A 20039-nucleotide genomic window follows, 5' to 3' on the forward strand; every position below is an offset into this window, starting at 1 on the left:
GCTCGACCATCGTGCAGCCCGACGGGATGCAGATCATGATGCGCGGACGGAAAACAAAGCTGCGGCCAACAACCTTCTCGATGAAATGGCGCAGCATGCTCTCTGTAATATCATAGTCCGCGATGACGCCCTCACGCAGCGGACGAATGGCGACGATATTGCCAGGCGTGCGGCCAATCATGCGGCGCGCCTCCTCGCCAATCGCCAAAACGCGGTTCGTGTCCTTATCGACAGCCACAACCGACGGCTCGCGCAGGACAATGCCCTTTCCCTTTACATAGACCAGCACATTGGCCGTGCCAAGGTCAATGCCGATATCCATTGACATACCAAACATTTTATTGAAATCCCCTTCCGAAAGAATAAAAACGCAATGATACAAATAATACCTTTGAAAAGATTTTAGCAGAGCCAGCTGAAAACCAGCGGGAAGTACTTGCCGGATGCCTTTGCCTGCCCTCTTTTCTACTGATATACTATATAATAATTTTTTATCTTTTACAATGGGCAAAACAAGCGAAAAAATCACAAATTTGACTATCCAGCCCTTATCTCATAGCAATTTGCAAAATTTCATGTCATTTACAACAATTTACGATAATTTTGTGAAAAATATCTCTTTTACTTCTTTAAAAGACACATTGACAATGACGAAACAGGATGATACGATTAATTTGACTTAGGGAGATTTTATGTTCCTTTTACGATTTTACAGGGGGTTATCGAACAATGAACAACAGAAGAAAAATCGTCGTCATCGGCGCCAGCAACGTTGGCTCTGCAGTAGCAAACAAGATTGCCGACTTCCAGCTCGCAACGGAAGTTGCCCTGATCGACCTCAACGTTGACAAGGCATGGGGCGAGGCTGTTGACTCCAGCCACGCAACGAGCTGCGTCTACAGCACGAACATCAAGTTCCACCTCGGTGATTACGATGACTGCAAAGATGCAAACATCATCGTCATCACGGCCGGCCCGTCCATCCGCCCGGGTGAGACGCCGGATCGCCTGAAGCTCGCTGGCACGAACGCAAAGATCATGCAGTCCGTCTTCGGTGAAATCGTTAAGCGCACGAAGGAAGCTATGATCATCATGATCACGAACCCGCTCGATGTCGCTACGTATGTTGTTTCCACTCAGTTCGATTACCCGCGCAACCTCATCCTCGGCACGGGCACGATGCTCGAGACGTATCGTTTCCGCCGCATCCTCGCCGACAAGTACCAGGTAGACCCGAAGAACATCAACGGCTATGTTCTCGGCGAGCACGGCAACGCTGCTTTCGTTGCTTGGAGCACGACGGGCTGCGCAGGCTTCTCCCTCGACCACATGGACGAGTATTTCCACAAATCCGAGAAGCTCGACAAGAAAGCTGTTGAGCAGGAGCTCGTACAGGTTGCTTACGATGTCATCAACCGCAAGGGCTTCACGAACACGGGTATTGCTATGGCAGCCTGCCGCTTCATCAAGTCCGTTCTCTATGATGAGCACACGATTCTGCCGTGCTCCGCAGTTCTCGAAGGTGAATATGGCCTGAAGGACGTCGCTCTCTCCATTCCGCGCATGATCTGCGCTGATGGTATCATGCGTTCCTTCGAGATTCATCTCACGGACGATGAACTCCAGAAGATGCACGATGCAGCTCAGAGCGTCCGCAGCGCTCTCGATGGTGCCGGCATCAAATAATTCCTGCACAAACGAATACAAAGCGATGGCTCCTGCCATCGCTTTTTTGCGGTAAAAAATAAGCACACCTCGAAAGGATCCTGATTCATGAAAAAAGCAATTGCCATCCTGCTCGTCGTCGTTGCCGCCTTCCTCGGCACGCTCGTCTACTTCCACACCCATGACACGCGCACGGCCGACAGCCTGTCCGCCTATGCCCGCATCGAGTTCACCGGTCTGCGCGGCTCTGACGGCACGGCCACAAGTGCCCATTTCACCGTCTGGGACACGCGCTACGACGGCTCCAAAGCCGACAGCAAAGTCATGCTCGTGACCGACGACAAAGAATGGCCGCTGATTGCCTCCGTCAAGCAGACGGATAAAGGTATGTTCCAGAAGGAAAACGAGATTTCCGTCTTCCTGCCGGCTGCCACGCTCGACGACATCAAGGCTGCCAAGACCGTTCGTTTCCGCTACACGTACAAGGACGGCCAGAAAATCGACCTGCCGCTCAATGACGCCGACCTCGCTTACTGGAAAGGCCAGATTGAGTAATTCACTTGCCTAAACGCAAAACACAAAGGGAGCATCTTCGCATGGAAGATGCTCCCTTTCTTTCTATTATATATCAGCCTTTATAGACACGCGGCACGCGCGGCGAGACGAGGCACGTAACTTCGTAATTGATGGTGTTGAGCCACTTGGCAGCTTCATCGGCCGTGATATCCTCATCGCCGAACAGCACCGCCGTATCGCCCTCTTTGATATCCGGCAGATCCGTGACATCGACCATGACCTGGTCCATGCAGACGCGGCCGGCAATCGGCGCGCGGCGGCCGCCGAACGACACGCTGCCGCCGTTGCTGTAGGCGCGGATATAGCCATCGGCATAGCCAATCGGCAGCGTCGCAATACGGCTTTCGCGCTCCGCGATGAACTGACGGCCATAGCCGATGCTCTCGCCCTTATGCACCGTCTTGAGGAAGACGACCTTCGCACAGAGCTTCATAACCGGCTTGAGGTCAATCGGATGCGTGACTTCCTCCGACGGCCACATACCGTACTGGATGACGCCGGCGCGCACCATATCGTAATGAGCTTCCGGGATTTCAAGAATGGCCGCCGACTCCGCGATATGACGGATTTTAAGGTCGACACCGGCCTTTTTGACTTCCGCAAGGGCCTGCTCGAATTTCTCAAGCTGTCCCTTCGTGTACGTCTTGTCTTTGCAGTCGGCCATGGCAAAGTGCGAGAACATGCCTTCAATCTCGATATTCGGCAGTTTCTTGACAGCCGCTGCCAAAGCACCGATTTCTTCCGGACGGATGCCGATGCGCCCCATGCCCGTCTCGACTTTAAGATGGACCTTCGCAGTCTTATTCTGACGGACAGCCTCTTTTGAAATGGCCTCTGCAAGCGGCAGCTCACAGATGACCTGCGTGACATCGTAATCGACGATATCGCGGGCTTCATCCGGCAGCACCAGTCCCAAGAGCAGGATTGGCGTCGTAAAACCAGCCTCGCGCAGCTCAATGGCCTCGCCGAGCGTCGCCACGGCGAGATACGAAGCACCGGCTTCCACAGCCACGCGCGCCACGGCAAGAGCTCCATGACCATACGCATCCGCTTTGACAACGGCGCAGAGCTTTGCACCGTTCTTTATGTTCTTCTTGATTTCTTCGTAATTATGTCTCAGAGCCTTGAGATCAATCTCGGCCCAGGCCGCACGATTTGGCATGACGATATCCCCTTTTCTACAAATGTCAAATTCCCTTATCAGTTTACTACAAGCCCTTGAAAAGTCAAGTTTTGCGCCCAGTTCCAAAGAAAAAAGCCCCTGCCGGAGCAGAGGCTTTTTCCATATGTGCATGTGTATAGGAAGAGAATGGCATCAGAAGAAGAATTCGAGTTCGCCGTAGAGGTTCTCGATCTTGTTGTCCGTAGCGATGTTCTTGCCGTTGGCATAGCGCAGCGTCGTGACAACATTGCGGAACGGCGTGTAGTTCGCGCCGACTTCCCAAGCTTTCTGGCCCTGCAGCACAGCATCGAACGTGCTGAAAAGTGCCGTGTTGTCACCGAGGTAACGGTACGCAGCCCAGGCACCCCAGGTGCCCTTGTTCTCAGCATCGGCGCCCTTATAGTCGTACTCAGCACTCCAAGCCTTGTTGAGGTCATCGGCCGACGTGTTGTTGGCATAGAAGCCATTGAGGGCACTCGTACCGTCAAAAGCATAGCCAGCCTTGACGAGCCAGATGTTAGCGTTGTCTTCATCGGACTGTCTCGTCAGATTTTCTTTCTGATAGCTGAAGCTGTCCGCATTCAGATGATGGTAATCAACGCCGCCGTTGAATTTGCCGTTCTCATAGCCGAGACCGACAAACTGGTAATTGGCCGTGTCTTCACCATTGGCAATGTTCGCCGTTTCTTCGTTCTTGAAGTTGTTTGAAGCGCTGACATCGCTCATATCGAGACGGCCGGCACCGAGCGTCAGAGTCGTCTTGTCACCAAACGTGACCTGACCGCCCGAGAACTCCGTATCGAAGATGCTGTCATCATCAATCGGGTTGAATTTGCCGAGCTTGACCTGGAAGTTATGGTAGTCGCCCTGTGCATACACGCGGACGAGGTCGAGGTTCGTATCCTGCGAATCGCCATGATACGGCTCTTTTGTATCGGAGCTGTCCTTGGCAAGGTCCGTATACGCATCGATACGGGCATTGACATGCCAGTTCTGGCTGACTTCAGCGGACGGCTCGAGGCGCAGCAGCAGCTCGTCGTCATTGCTTCTCGTGCCGGCGTCTTTATCGCGCTGGCTCCAATACTGATAGCGTGCCTCGCCGTTCCATTTTACCTTATCGGCATTGCGTTCAAGGTTGCTGACACGGACGCCGAGATTATTGAGTTCATCGGAGAACTCAGCAGCGAGCTTGTCAATCAGGGCCTTATCAGCAGCGGAAACATCCGTCTTAGCCATGGCTTTTGCAATCATCTGCGCCATTTCATAGCGCGTGATGTTCTGATTGCCGCGGAACGTCGTATCACCGTAGCCTTCGATTACGCCATCAGCTGCGAGCTGGGATACAGCGTCGTAAGCCCAATGGTCAGCCGGAACATCCGAGAACGGATTGGCCGCAGCAAACGTCGTGCTGGCAGCACCGACCACAAGAGCCGTCGTCAGTGCGGAAACGAGAGTCTTTTTCATGAAAACTCCTCCTCAAAAACAGAAAATGAACATTCGTTCAATCGCGAACAGGAATTTTCATGAGTATCCATGTTCCCTCAGAAATTCCCGTTTCTCAATTGAACATGATTATCATAATATAATTTATGAAGTCTGTCAAGTTAATTGAAACGCATTCTCATAATAATTGCATAAAAAAAAGGCCTCCGCCGAAGCGGAGGTCTTTTGTGGATTCGTTGAATCTTTTAATCGTGAGATTAGAAGAACATCTCGATACGACCGAAGAGGTTCTCGATCTTGTCGTCCGTAAGGAGATCCTTGCCGTTGCCATAACGGAGCGTAGCAACAACGTTCTTGAACGGAGCATAGTTCGTACCAATTTCCCAACCCTTCTGGCCAGCGAGAATTGCATCGAACGTGGAGAACAGAGCCGTGTTGTTGCCGAGGTGACGATAAGCAGCCCAAGCACCCCAAGTGCCCTTGTTCTCGGCCTGTGCGCCTTTGTAGCTGTACTGAGCGCTCCAAGCGTTATCAAAGTCATCAGCAGACGTGTTGTTGGCATAGAAACCATTCAAGCCATTCGTCTTATCAAACTGATAAGCAGCTTTTACGAGCCAGATGTTGGCATTGTCTTCGACATTAGCCTTTGCACCCTTGTTAACAGTATAGTTGAAGTCGTCAGCATTCAGATGATGGTAGTCAACACCGCCGACGAACTTACCATCGCCATAGCCAAGACCTGCATACTGATAGTTAGCCGTCGTCTCTTTCGGAAGCTTGAAAGTCTGCTTGAAGTCGCTGTTCTCATCCATGTTCTGGCGGCCAGCACCTGCCGTGAACGTTACCTTGTTGCCAAAGGAAACTTCAGCACCGGAGAAAGCCGTATCGAAGATGCTGTCGCTATCAATCTGAGCGAACTTACCAAGTTTAACCTGGAAGTTATCGTAGTTGCCCTGTGCATAAACACGTTTGAGCTGTACGTTCGTATCCTGAACGCCATCACCATGAGTCGGCTCATACGGATCACTGCTGTCTTTTTCAAGATCCGTCGAAGCATCGAGACGTGCGTTTACATGCCAGTGGTTGTTGACTTCAGCGCTCGGCTCGAGACGGAGCAGGAGCTGATCATCATTCTTCTTCGTGCTGGCATCCGTGTCACGATGGCTCCAGTACGTGTACTCAGCCTTGCCGTTCCATTTAACTTTGTCAGCGTTGCGCTCGAGGTTGCTTACGCGAACACCGAGGTTGTTCAGTTCATCGGAGAACTCAGCAGCGAGTTTGTCGATGAGGGCCTTATCAGCAGCGGAGACATCGCTCTTAGCCATAGCCTTGGCGATCATCTGAGCCATCTCATAACGCGTGATGTTCTGGTTGCCACGGAACGTCGTGTCGCCATAACCTTCGATTACGCCATCAGCTGCGAGCTGGGATACAGCGTCGTAAGCCCAATGATCAGCCGGTACATCGGAGAACGGGTTTGCAGCAGCAAACGTCGTGGAAGCAGCGCCAACAACGAGAGCCGTCGTCAGTGCGGATACGAGAGTCTTTTTCATAAAGAACTCCTCCTTCAAAAAATATAGAATTGAACGTTGTGCCCAAGTTCCATCAGAGGATTCCTCATGAGTGTCCATGTTTCCTCAGTCTCTTCCTTTGATTTTCCTTTAAGCATGCTTATTATAGCATACGAAAATCATAAATGTCAAATTAGATGTGTCTGAAAACTATCTGTAATATAAAAATTGCCCCGCTGCCATGAGGGGAATTCATGACAGCGGGGCTATCAGCTCTTTAGGGAAAGAGGGGTTATTTCAATTAACCAGGGACAACAATATCCAGGACAGTCTGACGGAATGCGTCATATCCCTGATCAACCAAAATCTGGTAAAGGTGCATATCGGAAGCCTGCGAGTATACGTAATTGCGCAGATTATAGAACTTGCTGCTGTCCAGATCTGCATCGCTCAGACCATAATCAGACTTCGCAACCTTCTTCAGGTACTCCTGTGTCCAGGACGAAATGCCCGAAGTCAGGACAAAATCATGGTCGCCGAGGTGAACGAGGAACGATTCCGGACGTCTTGGCAATGGCAGAGTCTCTCCATCTTTGGCAAGATAACCTTCCTTGATTGGGTCTTTGCCGGCAATGATGGCAGCTGCCTTGATATAACCGACTGGCTTTTTCTCTTCACTTGGCCAGCCAGCATGGTCATGCGATACAGCAACAGCTACGACCACTTCCGGCTTCAAGCCGCGATACATGCAGTCTGCAACCTGCTGAATATGATGGCAGCCCGTGCCTGCAATCTTGATTTCCGGCAGGCATTTGTGATCAGGCGTCCACTGCAGAATCCACGGTTTTGTCAAATCATGCAAAAGCACAGCTTCCGTGAGCAGTTCACGGTTCATGGAATAACCAAAGAACTTCTCATAGTTTTCAATAAGGCTCAATCCTGTCTGCAGATCTGTTGCTACATGCGTAATTAAGCCGCAGGGATAGGCATGATGTCCGCCCCAGCCGGCGCCCGCTGCATCCCAGAAATTCAGTTTCGTTTTCACTTCTGGGAAAATCTGGTCTATCGTATTGTCTTCTTTAATGTAACCAGCGGCCAACAAAGCTTTACGGCAGGCTTCCTGACTGGCTTTATCAGGATACTTCTTGAGAATCAACGGCTTCGGCGCTTTCAGGCCTTCCAAAACAACCTTCTTTACATTCGCATCTTGAAGGTTATTCGCTTTGTCCATCAACCAGTCATAGCCGTATTCACGCAGCGGAGAGCGTTTTGCCATTTCGGTCGGCGTCATTTTCTGTACTTCAGAAAATTTAGCGGCTGTGGTCTGGATATCCCTTGGTGCAGCAAAACCGTTTTTCGGAAGAACCGAAGCCGCTGCAAATACAGCGGCCGCACCTGCTGCGGTCTTAAGGAAATTCCTGCGGTCAATTTTCTTATCCCATACTGCCATAATGACTGCCTCCTTTTGACACAGCAAAAAGGCCAAAATGGCCTATTTGCTAAAATGAGAATTAACTTAGGATTTAAATGGTAGATTGATTTAATTCTTTAAATATCCTGATGCGCTGCCAACCACTGACTCCAGCTCGTCTTGTAGTTGTTCGCATGATTTGCCTGTACATACTGATAGAATTTCTCTACCATATGCGCTTTCTGGTGGTAATAATCTGCCTTCCACTGATCTGGTTTCGGTTTTGCAATTTCGTAAGCAACATAGTTGCCGCCGAGCAGATACTGACGGGAAAGGATATCACCAAGCGACACATCCGGATTCTTCATCATGTCATACATTGCCATATAAGCAGTCGTGCGGCCTGCGCCAGCCTGGCAGTGGAAATGCAGCCATGCATTTTCTGGCAGTGTACGCGTGAAGTTAATGAACTCATCAATGTTAGCAGCCGATGGCCAGATATGGTCCGTAGCGGCGATGCGATAATAATGCAGGCCATTCTGCTCAACGAGCTGTTTCTCGCTCATGACCGATTCGATCTTGGTTGGCTTCGGATCGATTGGCATCTTATTCTTATCGAGCTCTGCCATGATAAGGTTCTGGCCCTTCGCTGCATTCAGGCGGCTGTTTTCATCTTTGAGTACCTCAGCCTTGTTCTTGCCAAGGTTGCCCCAGTCACGCTCACCGTACCAGCTGACAGCATTGCCATTGAAGAGGCCGTGCGTCTCCTGGCGAAGATCCATGATGTATATAGGTCCTTTGGCCTGCTGCTTGAGAACCGGGAGCATAGCCTGGAACTCACCGTTCGAGAACTCAGCACTGCCGGACATGTAAAGCGTATCCAGGCCCTTGCGCGACGGAGTCATCGTAAAGCCCTTGCCTGCTTTCTTTACATTTACATCCGTTTTAAATGCGGAATTCATCGTGCGGAAATTGCGCGGCAGCTGATTGCGGTCCTTCGTGTCGATACGCCAGATATAGCCGTTGTAATCCGGTTCCCAGGAATTGACCTTATTCTTCTTTGCCCATACACTGTACGGAACTTTAAGGTCCGGATTTTCTTTTACATAATCATAGAAATGCTGTACGAACTGATAACGTTCGATGTAAGCTTTACGGCCATAATTCTTTTTCTTATCCGGAATCTCACTGAGGTCTACGATGCCGATGAGTTTCTGACGCTGGATGATATCATCGAAGCTGACATCTTTAGCATTCTTGAGGATATCGTGCATAACCATGAAGATGGTCGTGCGGCCCATGCCGGCATAGCAGTGATAATGGAGCCATGCGTCTTTTGGCAGGGATTTGTAGAAGTTCAGGAATTTATCGACATCCGGGTCGTCCGGACGGAAATGATCCTGCAGGGTAAGACGGAAATAGTTTGCACCATGGTCTTTGACCATCTCTTCTTCCGTACGAACCTTATTGTAACTTACATAAATCGGAGAAAGCAGTACATTCTTCTTATCATCGAACTGATACGTCGACTGAACGGTCTTATTCTTCAGCGATGCCAGCTGCTCTTTCTCAAGCGGGATGATGATGTCTTCCGTACGGCCATCATTGCCCCAGTCATGATTTGCGAACCAGCTGACAGCCGTGCCATTGAGATAGCCGTGGGACTCACCACGTAAATCGATATCATAGAACTGAGATGGCTTGACCGGAACTTTCTTCAAAATGGCTTCCAGCTCTTTTTCCGAGAAGCAGCTCGAAGCCGAGACATTCATCGTGTCCATGCCCTTTCTCGTAGGCATGACCCCCGTCTTCGTAACGCCAATATACTTATCACTGCCCATGCGGAAATTGCGCGGCAGCTGGCTGACGTCTTTGCGGTCAATCTTCAGAGCAAGTTTTGGCGGATTCTTTACAACAGCAGGTGCCTGAGCCTCGGCCGAAACTTCCTGCATAACAGCAGCCGGTGCCTGAGCAGCCCATGAAGTACCCGGTAACTGGGCACTGCCGAGCATGACAGCTACAGCTACGGAAAGCAGGGTTTTCTTCTTAAAACTGATCATGAAATCTTCACTCCTTCATTTCCTAATTCTCTAGTACGAACCCTTGGCATATTGGCTCAGAATTCATATCCATTTTCTTTCGTCCACTGCGTGTAAGTTTTCTTAAGCTGTGGATTTGCTTTGACATATTCATAGAAATGACGTGTAAACAATGCGCGTTTCGGATAATTAGCCTTTTTATAAGCATCCTTGGTCGTTTCAGCAGATTTGCGTACATCCTGTCCGCCGAGGAGCACCTCACGCGTCATGATATCATCGTACGAAACTTTATCAGCATTCTTGATCATATCCATGAGGGAAAGGAAAATTGTCGTGCGGCCAACGCCAGCTTCACAATGTACATGGACCCATGCATTCTTTGGCAGCTTTTTGTAGATAGCCAGGAAATCATCGACATTCTGCGGGGTCGGTGCGGAATAATCCATGACCGGTACGCGGTAATACTTGACGCCCATCGACTTCACAAACTGTTCTTCCGTTTCGACCGACTTTACATCAACATCCGTCTGCGATGCGATGGATTTCGTCTTATCGAGCTTGGCAATCGGAACCTGCTTGTTCATCAGGGCTGTCTCGAGCATGCCCTTCTCACGGCGGTCGATTTCCTTCACGCCCTGACCTTTATTGAACGTCTTATACTTGGAATACCAACTGATGCCTGTGTTGTTGATATAACCATGTGACTCGTTGCGCAGGTCGATGACGACAAGGTCTTTAGCCGGTACATGTTTCAACAGTTCCTTGAATTCATTCTTGGAAAAGAAGCTGCTTCCTGACTGGCGAAGATTATCGAGGCCTTCCCTCGATGGTGTATAGCCAGCCTTGGCAACTCTGTCCGCAAGGTACGGGCTCTGAGCTGTACGGAAATTTTCTGGCATCTCAGAAACTGCCTCAGGACGGTCATATTTGAGAATCTGAATGCCCGGAGCCGGTTCCGCTGCAAATGCAGCAGCCGTTGACATCATGGCAGCTATCGTAAGTCCTGCAATTTTTTTATTAAGTCTCGAATAATTCATCCTGCAAAATTCCTCCCTCATAGATTTGGTTGCTAAACTAATTAAAACTTAGTTACGAACTTCAGATACGTGGAATAATGCGGGGATTCTTCCAAAGCATGTCCCTTAGAATCCACGTTGCTGCCATCCGGATTTGTATGTGCCCAGTAGCGAAGCAGTGACAGCTTGGAGTGATCGCTCGTTGCATAATCGAGAATCAAGCCATAGCCCTTGAAGCCATCTGCGGTAATATAGTCATCCCAATCCGTATAGTTGTCATCCATGAAGAGGTTCTGGTCTACATTCAGATACTGTGCTGTAATGCCCCAAGTCCCCTGTTTCTTAGCTTTGCCATAATTCAAACTAAGGACGTAACCATCTGTGCTCTTGTTGGCACCAGTATAGTCATATCCGTAGCCAGCATCTCCGCTAGTATGTTTTTTATCAATGCTAGCGTCCGAAGATGGTTTATGTTTATTATTATTATGAACATACTCAGCTGAGAATCCCAGTTTACCAACAATTGGTGTCGAACCATAGATACCAAAGTAGCGTTCCGGCTGCTGCGTACCAAAGTAAAGACCTGCATAAGCGTCTTTAGAGAAATCATGCTGATACTGTGCAAATTTCAGTAAACGGGTACGCGTTGGCGGTTTGTCATCATTCGTATCATTAACCAGATAATCCTGAGAATCACGGCCATAACCTGCAAAAAGTGAATCATGCGGCGTCATCTTGTAATTGGCCGTGAACTGATTGACACTGGCTTTGGAAAGCCACAGGCCTTCGCCAAGTGAGACATTCTGTACGCCGGCCCGGAGATAAACAGGACCGAACGAGCGTCCAACGTAAGCCTGCTCCAGTTTAATCTTGTTTTTCTCAGAAGAATATTTGCCGTTGTTCGGCTCCGACGAAGTCGATTTCATCTTGATGCCAACGCCAATATCATACGTTTTGTCTACCGTAGTGGTAGCCAAGATTTTTGCCTCGCCCTTTACTTTACCGGTCTTCGTTTCATCGTACATATAACCGGTTTTAATAGATCCCGACCATTTTAACTCAGGACTTTCTTTCTTTGCCTTCTTGGCGCTCTTAGCTGCTTCCTGTTTCTCCTTCGCAGCTGCAAGACTGTTTTCCAGATCCGTTAAACGGGCCGTCAAATCATTGATTTCTGCCTGCATAGCTGCGACATCTGGCTCTGCAGCGGCTGCTTCAGCGGTATTCCCAAAATATGTTGGCATCAGCATAGCTGCTGTGATACCCAATACAAGAGCTTTTTTTTGATTCTTCATCTGCAAATCCCCCTATGATTCTCCTAAGGTGATAAATGATTCAATGGAATGATAAGCGCGCTGTGATGTTTTATCTGATTATTATTGTATCAAATTGTTTAACCCTAAATCCTCCTATATTTTGCTGATATCATTATGAAATCTACGTATTCTTGCGTTTATTTCAACTTTTTATATTGTAATGAATATTCTGCCTTTAGTATAAGAAAAGACAGTGAAGGGAAGGGAAAATCCCTCCCCACACTGTCTTACATTGTTTATCGTTATTAGAAATAGAAGTTGACCTGGCCGAAGAGACCTTCTGCGTCGCGGTCCGTATCGAGTTTCTTGCCGTTGAAGTACTTGAAGCTCGACATGACGTTCGTAAACGGAGTATACTCTACGCCAGCTTCCCAACCTTTGACATTGTTCATGCCGGAATCCGTGAGGAACAGCTCATAGAGCGGAGCAAAGGCAACATTCTGGCCCATGTAACGGTATGCTGCATAAGCGCCCCAAGTGCCCTTGTTGACTTTCTGTGCGCCCTTATAATTGAGCTGGATGTTGTGAGCCGTAGCATCCGTATCTGCTTCCGTGTTCTTAGCATAAGCACCGGAAAGGTTCCAGTTGCGGTCGAACTTATAGCCTGCACCAACAGACCACATCTTTGCCTTATCCGACGAAGAATTGTTGATGGCTTTGAATGCTTCGCTGCTGAAATGACGATATGCAGCACCGCCATAAAGCTTGCCAGCCGTACCATTCAGCATGATACCCTGATAGTTGGAAGTATCATCCGTTGCTTTAGCTGCTGCATTGAGAGCAGACTGTGCGTTAGAATTCTTCAGATCCCAACGGCCTGCTTCAACCGTAGCCTTAAGCTTATTGCCGAACGTTACCTGTGCGCCGGAGAACTGATCATCAAAGAGCATGCCTGCCGTTTCAGTCGAAGCCAGCGGCAGTTTGCCGAGTTTGACCTGAAAGTTGTTATAGTCACCCTGAGCCCATACACGTTTTACTGTAAGGTCTGCCGAACCATCTTCACTCGGATCAGTCGAAGCATCGATACGGGATTTGACAGCCCAGTGATTGTTGACTTCTGCCGTAGGCTCCAGACGGAACGTCAATTGATCCTTGTTTTTCTTGTCCTTAGAACCCTTTTCATTTTCATAACGCTGGCTCCAGTAACGATAACGTGCCTGCCCGTTCCATTTTACCATGTCAGCGTTGCGCTCGAGGTTGCTGACGCGAACACCAAGGTTGTTGAGTTCATCGGAGAACTCAGCAGCGAGTTTGTCGATGAGGGCCTTATCAGCAGCGGAGACATCGCTCTTAGCCATTGCTTTTGCAATCATCTGAGCCATCTCATAACGCGTGATGTTCTGGTTGCCACGGAACGTCGTGTCGCCGTAGCCTTCGATTACGCCATCAGCTGCGAGCTGGGATACAGCGTCGTAAGCCCAATGGTCAGCCGGTACATCGGAGAACGGGTTTGCAGCAGCAAACGTCGTGGAAGCAGCGCCAACAACGAGAGCCGTCGTCAGTGCGGATACGAGAGTCTTTTTCATAAGAAACTCCTCCTTCGAAAAAATAGGAATGTATTTCTCGAAGCCGGACAGAAAAAGGCATAAAAGTTTCCTTGTTTCCTTCTTATGCCTATTTTTTCTTATTGCTTCGATTAAGTTTAGTTTAACATATCATCTCTGTTTTTGGCAACAGTCTGGCAAAAAATATACATAAGCTTAACAAAATCTTGTAGTTTTAGCCCTAAATTTAACAAGATATCAACATCAAAAAAAAAGAGTCCTCCATGCGGAAGACTCTTTTTTGAGAGAAGGGTTCTGTTTTTTGCGAAGAGAGAATTAGAAGAGGAATTCGACACGGCCGAAGAGCTTCTCGGCATCTTTGCCCGTATCGAGTTTATCGCCGTTGAAGTATTTGACGCTGGCTACCGTATTCTTGAAGAGCGTGTAGTTCGTGCCGACTTCCCAGCCTTTCGTGCCGGCCCAGGCACCATCGTAGGACGGGTCAAAGGCGACATTCTGACCGAGATAACGGTAAGCGGCATAAGCGCCCCAGGTGCCTTTGTTGGCAGCCTCAGCACCCTTGTAGTCGAGCTCGACCGTACCTGCTTTCTTGTAATCGTCGGCCTTCGTGTTCTCGGCATAAGCACCGCCGAGGGCGACGTTCTTGTCGAACGCATAATGGAGATTTGCACTCCAGATATCGGCGTTGTCCTCATCCTGCGAGGATTTGTAGCTCGTGCCCATCTTCGTGAAGGTATCGCTGTTCAGATGATGGTAAGCAGCACCGACACTCAGTTTGTCTTTGCCATACTGCAGACCGACGCTCTGCATATTGGCCGTATCGTCTTTCTGAGCTGCAGCTTTGTTAATAGAATCGTTGTTCGTGTCGCCATTGAGGTCGAAGCGGCCAGCCTGCACCGTGAGCTTGAGGTCCTTGCCCGTCGTGACGGCGGCACCGGAAATCTCATCATCGAACAGCAGGTTGCTGTCAATCTGCGTCGGCAGTTTGCCGAGCTTGATGTTCGTCGTGCCGTACTGACCATCCGCGTAGAGGCGCTGCAGCGTTACCTTGGTATCCTGCGAATCGCCATGATCGCCATTTTCATCGGAGCTGTCCTTGGCAAGGTCCGTGGAAGCATCGAGACGGGCGTTGACGTGCCAGTTGCTGTTGACTTCAGCCGAAGGCTCGAGACGCAGCAGAAGCTCATCGTCGTTGCTCTTGCTGTCCTCTTTGGATTTATCGCGCGTGCTCGTGTAGGTGTAACGGGCCTCGCCGTTCCATTTTACCTTGTCGGCATTGCGCTCAAGATTGCTGACGCGGACACCGAGGGTATTGAGCTCATCGGAGAACTCGGCCGCGAGTTTGTCAATCAGGGCTTTATCGGCAGAAGAAACGTCCGTCTTGGCCATGGCCTTAGCGACCATCTGTGCCATTTCGTAACGCGTGATGTTCTGGTTGCCCTTGAACGTCGAATCGCCGTAACCTTCGATGACGCCATCAGCAGCGAGCTGAGATACGGCATCATAGGCCCAATGATCGGCCGGTACATCGGAGAACGGGTTCGTGGCGGCAAAAGTCGTGGAAGCGGCGCCAACAACAAGGGCCGTCGTCAATGCGGATACAAGAGTCTTTTTCATGATAAACTCCTCCATTCTTTCCTTCTATATAATATAGAAGGCTGCAAGTAAAGTATTTGTTCTCGGCGGAACCTTGGGAGGATGTCGAGTTTCCGTGTTGCCTCTGTCTCTTCCTCTGTTCCTTTGAACAAGTTCATTATATTACTTGACTCAGTCAATTGCAATTATATAACTGTTAGAAGTCTATTATGTTTTGCTTAAAATAGTTTACTCGCTCAACTAAATGAGAATATCACTGAAAATGGTGTTTGCAGACATAAAAAATCCCGCCTCTCTAAAGAGAAGCGGGATTTTTGTTCTAACGTCCTATTATATTGTAGGCTTCTGATCAGAACCAGAAGTTTACGCGGCCAAAGAGGAGCTCTGCATCGCGGTCCGTGTCAAGCTTCTTGCCGTTAAAGTAGGAAGCTGCTGCCGTGACATTTGCAAACGGAACGTATTCCGTACCAATCTCCCAGCCTTTGACGTTGTTGACACCAGCATTGAGGAAGGTCTCATACGTCGGGGCAAAGGCAACATTCTGTCCCATGTAACGATAAGCAGCATAAGCACCCCAAGTGCCCTTGTTGACTTTCTGTGCACCCTTATAGTTGAGCTGGATGTTATGAGCCGTAGCATCGTTATCTGCTTTTTCGTTCTTAGCATAAGCACCAAAGAGATTCCAGTTCTTATCGAACTTATAGCCAGCGCCAAGAGACCAGATATTTGCATCATCAGCATCTTTCTTGAAGCCGTCAACATGCGTGAAAACATTGCTGTTGAAATGACGGTAAGCAGCACCGCCATAAAGCTTGCCAGCCGTGCCATTCAGCATGATGCCCTGATAGTTGGCAGCATCGTCGTCATAATCAGCAACAGCCGTGTGCAGTGCAGACTGTTTGTTAGCGCTGTCAAGATTCCAACGGCCAGCTTCAAGCGTAGCTTTGAGCTGATTGCCAAACGTTACCTGTGCACCGGAGAACTGGTCATCGAGAAGCATGCCAGCCGTTTCAGTAGAGAAGAACGGCATCTTACCGAGTTTAACCTGGAAATTCTTATAATCACCCTGTGCCCATACACGCTTCATGACAACATTGGCAGACTCATCCTTGCTCGGATTCGTGAAAGCATCGATACGAGCTTTTACGTGCCAATTGTCGTTGACCTGAGCGGACGGCTCGAGACGGAAATTCATCTGATCCGTGTTCTTCTTATCCTTGGAACCCTTTTCGTTCTCATAACGCTGGCTCCAGTAACGGTAACGAGCCTGGCCGTTCCATTTTACGTTGTCGGCATTGCGCTCGAGATTGCTGACGCGGACACCGAGGTTGTTCAGTTCGTCGGAGAACTCAGCAGCGAGTTTGTCGATGAGAGCCTTATCAGCAGCGGAGACATCGCTCTTAGCCATAGCCTTTGCGATCATCTGAGCCATCTCATAACGCGTGATGTTCTGGTTGCCGCGGAACGTCGTGTCGCCGTAGCCTTCGATTACGCCATCAGCTGCGAGCTGGGATACAGCGTCGTAAGCCCAATGGTCAGCCGGTACATCGGAGAACGGATTTGCAGCAGCAAACGTCGTGGAAGCAGCGCCAACAACAAGAGCCGTCGTCAGTGCGGATACAAGAGTCTTTTTCATAAAGAACTCCTCCTTCAATAAATAGAAATGATTTCTTTGAATCTGTCCTGAAGAAGGTGTTCATGAGTGTCCATGTTTCCTCAGTTCTTTCCTTCAAGACACGGTTCAAACTGGTTTCCATCTTAACACATATTTCGTCAATTTACAAACTTACGCTAATATGTTTCTATGTTGTAAATTTTCTGTATTAGTTTTGGATAAAAAAGAAACCGTTCCCGAAGGAACGGTTTCCCTGATTTTGCTTTGCAGTTTTCCGCTGATAGAATCAGAAGAAGAAGCTTACGCGGCCAAAGAGAGTCTTGGCATCGCGGTCCGTAGCGAGGTCTTTGCCATCGAAGTACTCAACAGCCGTGTAGACGTTCTGGAACGGAACGTAGTCAGCACCGACTTCCCAGCCCTTCTCGTTGAGGTGAGACGTATGAGCCGTATCGTACGTCGGCATGAGCGAAACGTTCTGGCCGAGGTAACGGTAAGCAGCATAAGCGCCCCAAGTGCCCTTGTTAGCAATGTCAGAGCCCTTGTAGGACAGCTGGATGTTGTGAGCCGTCTCATAGTTGTCAGCTTCGTCGTTCTTGGCAAAAGCGCCGAAGAGGTTCCAGTTGTGGTCGAACTTGTAGCCAGCACCGACGGACCAGATATTGGCATCATCGGACGTGGAGCCATTGCGGTAGTTCGTAACGTGCGTGAAAGCGTCGCTATTGAAGTGACGATAAGCAGCACCGAGACGGAGCTTGCTCGGAGCATAGTTGAGCTCGATGCCCTGATAATTTGCAGCGCTATCCGTAGCAGCCGCATCGGCAATATGTTTATTCGCCTCATCTGCGAGGTCCCAGCGGCCTGCCTCGAGCGTAGTCTTGAGGTCTTTACCGAAGTTGACCTGAGCACCGGAGAAGAAGTCATCAAGAATGAGACCATCATCGGCAACGGAGTACAGCGGCATCTTACCGAGTTTAACATCAAAGTTCTTGTACTGGCCATCTGCATAGACATACGTCAGTTTGACGTTGCCATCGTCACCCTTGTCGCTGGCAAGATCCGTCTTAGCCGTCAGACGAGCCTTGACATGCCAATTGTTGTTGATTTCAGCCGTCGGGAAGAGACGGAGCTGGAGCTTGTCCGCATTGTCTTTATCCTGCGAACCATCAGCTTTTTCATCACGCGTGCTCGTGTACGTGTAACGAGCCTCGCCCGTCCATTTTACTTTGTCAGCATTGCGCTCGAGGTTGCTGACGCGAACACCGAGATTGTTCAGTTCATCGGAGAACTCAGCAGCGAGTTTGTCGATGAGGGCCTTATCAGCAGCGGAGACATCGCTCTTAGCCATAGCCTTGGCGATCATCTGAGCCATCTCATAACGCGTGATGTTCTGGTTGCCGCGGAACGTCGTGTCGCCGTAGCCTTCGATTACGCCATCAGCTGCGAGCTGGGATACAGCGTCGTAAGCCCAATGGTCAGCCGGTACATCGGAGAACGGGTTTGCAGCAGCAAACGTCGTGGAAGCAGCGCCAACAACGAGAGCCGTCGTCAGTGCGGATACGAGAGTCTTTTTCATAAGAAACTCCTCCTTCGAAAAAATAAAAATTATCCTTTTCGATGAAGCCAAAGAAAAAAGAACCTCATGAGTGTCCAAGTTTCCTCAGAATCCTTGACTCCCTTTGGTTCTCCATCGAACAGTAATGATTGTAACACAGGCTTTTGCTATTTGTAAACCACTGTCTGCTATTTTTAATGGAACGCCAATCTTACAGAATATGTTTTATGCAGTCTGACAAGCACCATGTTATAATGGATACGATAGGATTACGCCTGTTTTTCAGGTTCTCCCTTATGCGTGACGGCACGCACCATTTTTTCGAATTTCGTGCGCGGCATCATGACGAGATGGCCGCAACCGAGGCATTTGAGGCGGAAATCCATGCCCGTGCGCAGGATTTCCCATTCACTTGAACCACACGGATGCGCTTTTTTCATGCGCACGATATCGCCGACTTCGTAATGCTTTTTTTCCATCTGGAGGCCCTCCCATGAAAATTTCAATTCTGCAGATGCCGGTGGCTTTTGCCCGGCCTGATGTCAATATTGAGACGCTGCGCCGCATGGTAAGTACGGCCATGCGCGAAGATCCCGATGTGCTCGTACTGCCGGAGCTCTGGCGGCTCGGCTTCTATCCGCGCCCGATTGCGCTTTATGCCGATGAGGACGGCGCCGAATCGCGCGGCGTACTCGCGGAGCTTGCCCGCAAAAATCACGTCAACATCGTCGGCGGCACCGTTGCCAATAAACGCGGCAGTAAGGTCTACAACACCTGCTACGTCTTTGACCGCACAGGCCGTGAAATCGCCTCTTACGACAAGACGCATCTTTTCTCCCCGAGCGGCGAGAAAAAGGATTTTGCCGCGGGCAACCACACAGCGGTGTTCCGGCTTGACGGCATTCTCTGCGGTATTGCCGTCTGCTACGACGTCCGTTTCCCCGAACTCAGCCGCAAACTCGCGCTTGAAGATATCTCCGTGCTCTTCCTGCCCGCGGCCTGGCCCGCAAGCCGCCTGAACCACTGGCAGCTGCTCACGCGCACGCGCGCCATCGAGAATGAATTTTACGTCATCGCGGCCAACGAGGCCGGCACCGACGAAAAGGGCAACCACCTCGCCGGACATTCCGCCATCATCGACCCCTGGGGCGAAGCCATCGCCGAAGCCGGTGAAAGCGAGGCCATCCTCACGGCCCGCCTGCGCCCGGGACTTCGTCAGCACATCCGCGAGACCATCAACGTCTTTGCCGACCGCCGCCCCGAACTCTATTGACATTATACACGAAAAAAAAGACTGCCGCGAGTAGCAGTCTTTTTTATTTCCTATAGAGTATGACGTATCTAGGGCGGGGCAGCCTGTTTCGCCTGCAGGAGCGCAGTGACCGCCCGCAGGGCTGAACCCCAAAGAAAAAAGCAAAACGCTGCGATGTCAGAACGCCGCAGCAGGCGGCGAAACACCAACCATCCGCAAAACAGACATGGGGTTCATTTAACGGAGCGACGAAGCCGAAACAGGCTGCCCCGCCCCTTCCACTATGTATCTCACTTATACGTTGAAACGGAAATTAACAACATCCCCGTCCTGCATGACGTAATCTTTGCCTTCGACACGTACCTGACCTTTTTCACGCGCGG

17 protein-coding genes are annotated in these 20039 nt (G+C 49.9%); 3 read left to right on the plus strand and 14 right to left on the minus strand.

The window, feature by feature from the left end; all coding sequences use genetic code 11:
• The coding region (locus ACI4OH_RS02630; RefSeq protein WP_439784110.1) for a rod shape-determining protein at nt 1-337 on the minus strand (337 nt) is incomplete at its 3' end.
• Nucleotides 338-729: 392 nt separating this feature from the next.
• Here ACI4OH_RS02630 and ACI4OH_RS02635 point away from each other — a divergent pair.
• Both ACI4OH_RS02635 and ACI4OH_RS02640 read left to right on the plus strand, forming a co-directional pair.
• Complete coding sequence (locus ACI4OH_RS02635; protein ID WP_295715175.1) at nt 730-1686, plus strand: L-lactate dehydrogenase; 957 nt, start codon at nt 730-732, stop codon at nt 1684-1686.
• Nucleotides 1687-1773: 87 nt separating this feature from the next.
• Nucleotides 1774-2220, plus strand: a complete 447-nt coding sequence (locus tag ACI4OH_RS02640) for a hypothetical protein (RefSeq protein ID WP_439784111.1) — start codon at nt 1774-1776, stop codon at nt 2218-2220.
• A 73-nt stretch (nt 2221-2293) separates the two neighbouring features.
• On the opposite strand, the gene alr is transcribed toward ACI4OH_RS02640, so the two are convergent.
• From alr to ACI4OH_RS02700, 12 genes are all read right to left on the minus strand, one after another.
• Entirely contained in the window at nt 2294-3403 is a 1110-nt protein-coding gene (alr, locus tag ACI4OH_RS02645; RefSeq protein ID WP_439784112.1) for an alanine racemase, read from the minus strand.
• A gap of 153 nt (nt 3404-3556) precedes the next feature.
• Complete coding sequence (locus ACI4OH_RS02650; RefSeq protein WP_439784113.1) at nt 3557-4867, minus strand: S-layer homology domain-containing protein; 1311 nt, start codon at nt 4865-4867, stop codon at nt 3557-3559.
• A 236-nt stretch (nt 4868-5103) separates the two neighbouring features.
• Nucleotides 5104-6399, minus strand: coding sequence for an S-layer homology domain-containing protein (locus ACI4OH_RS02655; protein ID WP_435722018.1), 1296 nt, complete (start codon nt 6397-6399; stop codon nt 5104-5106).
• 259 nt (nt 6400-6658) lie between these two features.
• Complete coding sequence (locus ACI4OH_RS02660) at nt 6659-7807, minus strand: twin-arginine translocation signal domain-containing protein (protein ID WP_439784114.1); 1149 nt, start codon at nt 7805-7807, stop codon at nt 6659-6661.
• Between the two features lie 98 nt (nt 7808-7905).
• A complete protein-coding gene (locus ACI4OH_RS02665; RefSeq protein ID WP_295715163.1) occupies nt 7906-9828 on the minus strand; it encodes a phosphatase domain-containing putative toxin in 1923 nt (640 codons plus the stop codon).
• A 56-nt stretch (nt 9829-9884) separates the two neighbouring features.
• A complete protein-coding gene (locus tag ACI4OH_RS02670) occupies nt 9885-10844 on the minus strand; it encodes a phosphatase domain-containing putative toxin (RefSeq protein ID WP_295715162.1) in 960 nt (319 codons plus the stop codon).
• Between the two features lie 41 nt (nt 10845-10885).
• Nucleotides 10886-12115 carry a hypothetical protein gene (locus ACI4OH_RS02675; protein WP_439784115.1) on the minus strand — a complete coding sequence of 410 codons (1230 nt, stop codon included), beginning with the start codon at nt 12113-12115 and terminating at the stop codon, nt 10886-10888.
• Between the two features lie 266 nt (nt 12116-12381).
• Nucleotides 12382-13662 carry an S-layer homology domain-containing protein gene (locus ACI4OH_RS02680; RefSeq protein ID WP_435722015.1) on the minus strand — a complete coding sequence of 427 codons (1281 nt, stop codon included), beginning with the start codon at nt 13660-13662 and terminating at the stop codon, nt 12382-12384.
• Between the two features lie 294 nt (nt 13663-13956).
• Nucleotides 13957-15258 carry a putative porin gene (locus ACI4OH_RS02685; protein ID WP_295715156.1) on the minus strand — a complete coding sequence of 434 codons (1302 nt, stop codon included), beginning with the start codon at nt 15256-15258 and terminating at the stop codon, nt 13957-13959.
• Between the two features lie 328 nt (nt 15259-15586).
• Nucleotides 15587-16873 (minus strand): S-layer homology domain-containing protein, encoded by a 1287-nt coding sequence (locus ACI4OH_RS02690; RefSeq protein ID WP_295715155.1) that lies wholly within the window; start codon nt 16871-16873, stop codon nt 15587-15589.
• Between the two features lie 265 nt (nt 16874-17138).
• Nucleotides 17139-18425: an S-layer homology domain-containing protein gene (locus tag ACI4OH_RS02695; protein WP_435722014.1), complete on the minus strand. Its 1287-nt coding sequence runs from the start codon at nt 18423-18425 to the stop codon at nt 17139-17141.
• A gap of 248 nt (nt 18426-18673) precedes the next feature.
• Nucleotides 18674-18883, minus strand: coding sequence for a DUF951 domain-containing protein (locus ACI4OH_RS02700; RefSeq protein ID WP_295715150.1), 210 nt, complete (start codon nt 18881-18883; stop codon nt 18674-18676).
• A gap of 14 nt (nt 18884-18897) precedes the next feature.
• On the opposite strand from ACI4OH_RS02700, the gene ACI4OH_RS02705 reads away from it, so the two are divergent.
• On the plus strand, nt 18898-19677 hold the full coding sequence (locus ACI4OH_RS02705) for a carbon-nitrogen family hydrolase (RefSeq protein WP_439784116.1): 780 nt from the start codon (nt 18898-18900) through the stop codon (nt 19675-19677).
• Nucleotides 19678-19950: 273 nt separating this feature from the next.
• Here the strand turns inward: ACI4OH_RS02705 and ACI4OH_RS02710 are convergent.
• Nucleotides 19951-20039: DUF933 domain-containing protein (locus ACI4OH_RS02710; protein ID WP_337571449.1), on the minus strand; the 89-nt coding region annotated here is incomplete at its 5' end.

This window comes from Mitsuokella apri (assembly GCF_051886055.1).
Lineage (GTDB): Bacteria > Bacillota > Negativicutes > Selenomonadales > Selenomonadaceae > Mitsuokella.

Bases quoted from the DNA above. Each gene is read 5' to 3' on its own strand.
- ACI4OH_RS02705 (WP_439784116.1), top strand. From the start codon at position 18,898: ATGAAAATTTCAATTCTGCAGATGCCGGTGGCTTTTGCCCGGCCTGAT.
- alr (WP_439784112.1), bottom strand. From the start codon at position 3,403: ATGCCAAATCGTGCGGCCTGGGCCGAGATTGATCTCAAGGCTCTGAGA.
- ACI4OH_RS02670 (WP_295715162.1), bottom strand. From the start codon at position 10,844: ATGAATTATTCGAGACTTAATAAAAAAATTGCAGGACTTACGATAGCT.
- ACI4OH_RS02695 (WP_435722014.1), bottom strand. From the start codon at position 18,425: ATGAAAAAGACTCTCGTATCCGCACTGACGACGGCTCTCGTTGTTGGC.
- ACI4OH_RS02685 (WP_295715156.1), bottom strand. From the start codon at position 15,258: ATGAAAAAGACTCTTGTATCCGCATTGACGACGGCCCTTGTTGTTGGC.
- ACI4OH_RS02635 (WP_295715175.1), top strand. From the start codon at position 730: ATGAACAACAGAAGAAAAATCGTCGTCATCGGCGCCAGCAACGTTGGC.
- ACI4OH_RS02665 (WP_295715163.1), bottom strand. From the start codon at position 9,828: ATGATCAGTTTTAAGAAGAAAACCCTGCTTTCCGTAGCTGTAGCTGTC.
- ACI4OH_RS02650 (WP_439784113.1), bottom strand. From the start codon at position 4,867: ATGAAAAAGACTCTCGTTTCCGCACTGACGACGGCTCTTGTGGTCGGT.
- ACI4OH_RS02700 (WP_295715150.1), bottom strand. From the start codon at position 18,883: ATGGAAAAAAAGCATTACGAAGTCGGCGATATCGTGCGCATGAAAAAA.
- ACI4OH_RS02660 (WP_439784114.1), bottom strand. From the start codon at position 7,807: ATGGCAGTATGGGATAAGAAAATTGACCGCAGGAATTTCCTTAAGACC.
- ACI4OH_RS02680 (WP_435722015.1), bottom strand. From the start codon at position 13,662: ATGAAAAAGACTCTCGTATCCGCACTGACGACGGCTCTCGTTGTTGGC.
- ACI4OH_RS02640 (WP_439784111.1), top strand. From the start codon at position 1,774: ATGAAAAAAGCAATTGCCATCCTGCTCGTCGTCGTTGCCGCCTTCCTC.
- ACI4OH_RS02690 (WP_295715155.1), bottom strand. From the start codon at position 16,873: ATGAAAAAGACTCTTGTATCCGCACTGACGACGGCTCTTGTTGTTGGC.
- ACI4OH_RS02655 (WP_435722018.1), bottom strand. From the start codon at position 6,399: ATGAAAAAGACTCTCGTATCCGCACTGACGACGGCTCTCGTTGTTGGC.
- ACI4OH_RS02675 (WP_439784115.1), bottom strand. From the start codon at position 12,115: ATGAAGAATCAAAAAAAAGCTCTTGTATTGGGTATCACAGCAGCTATG.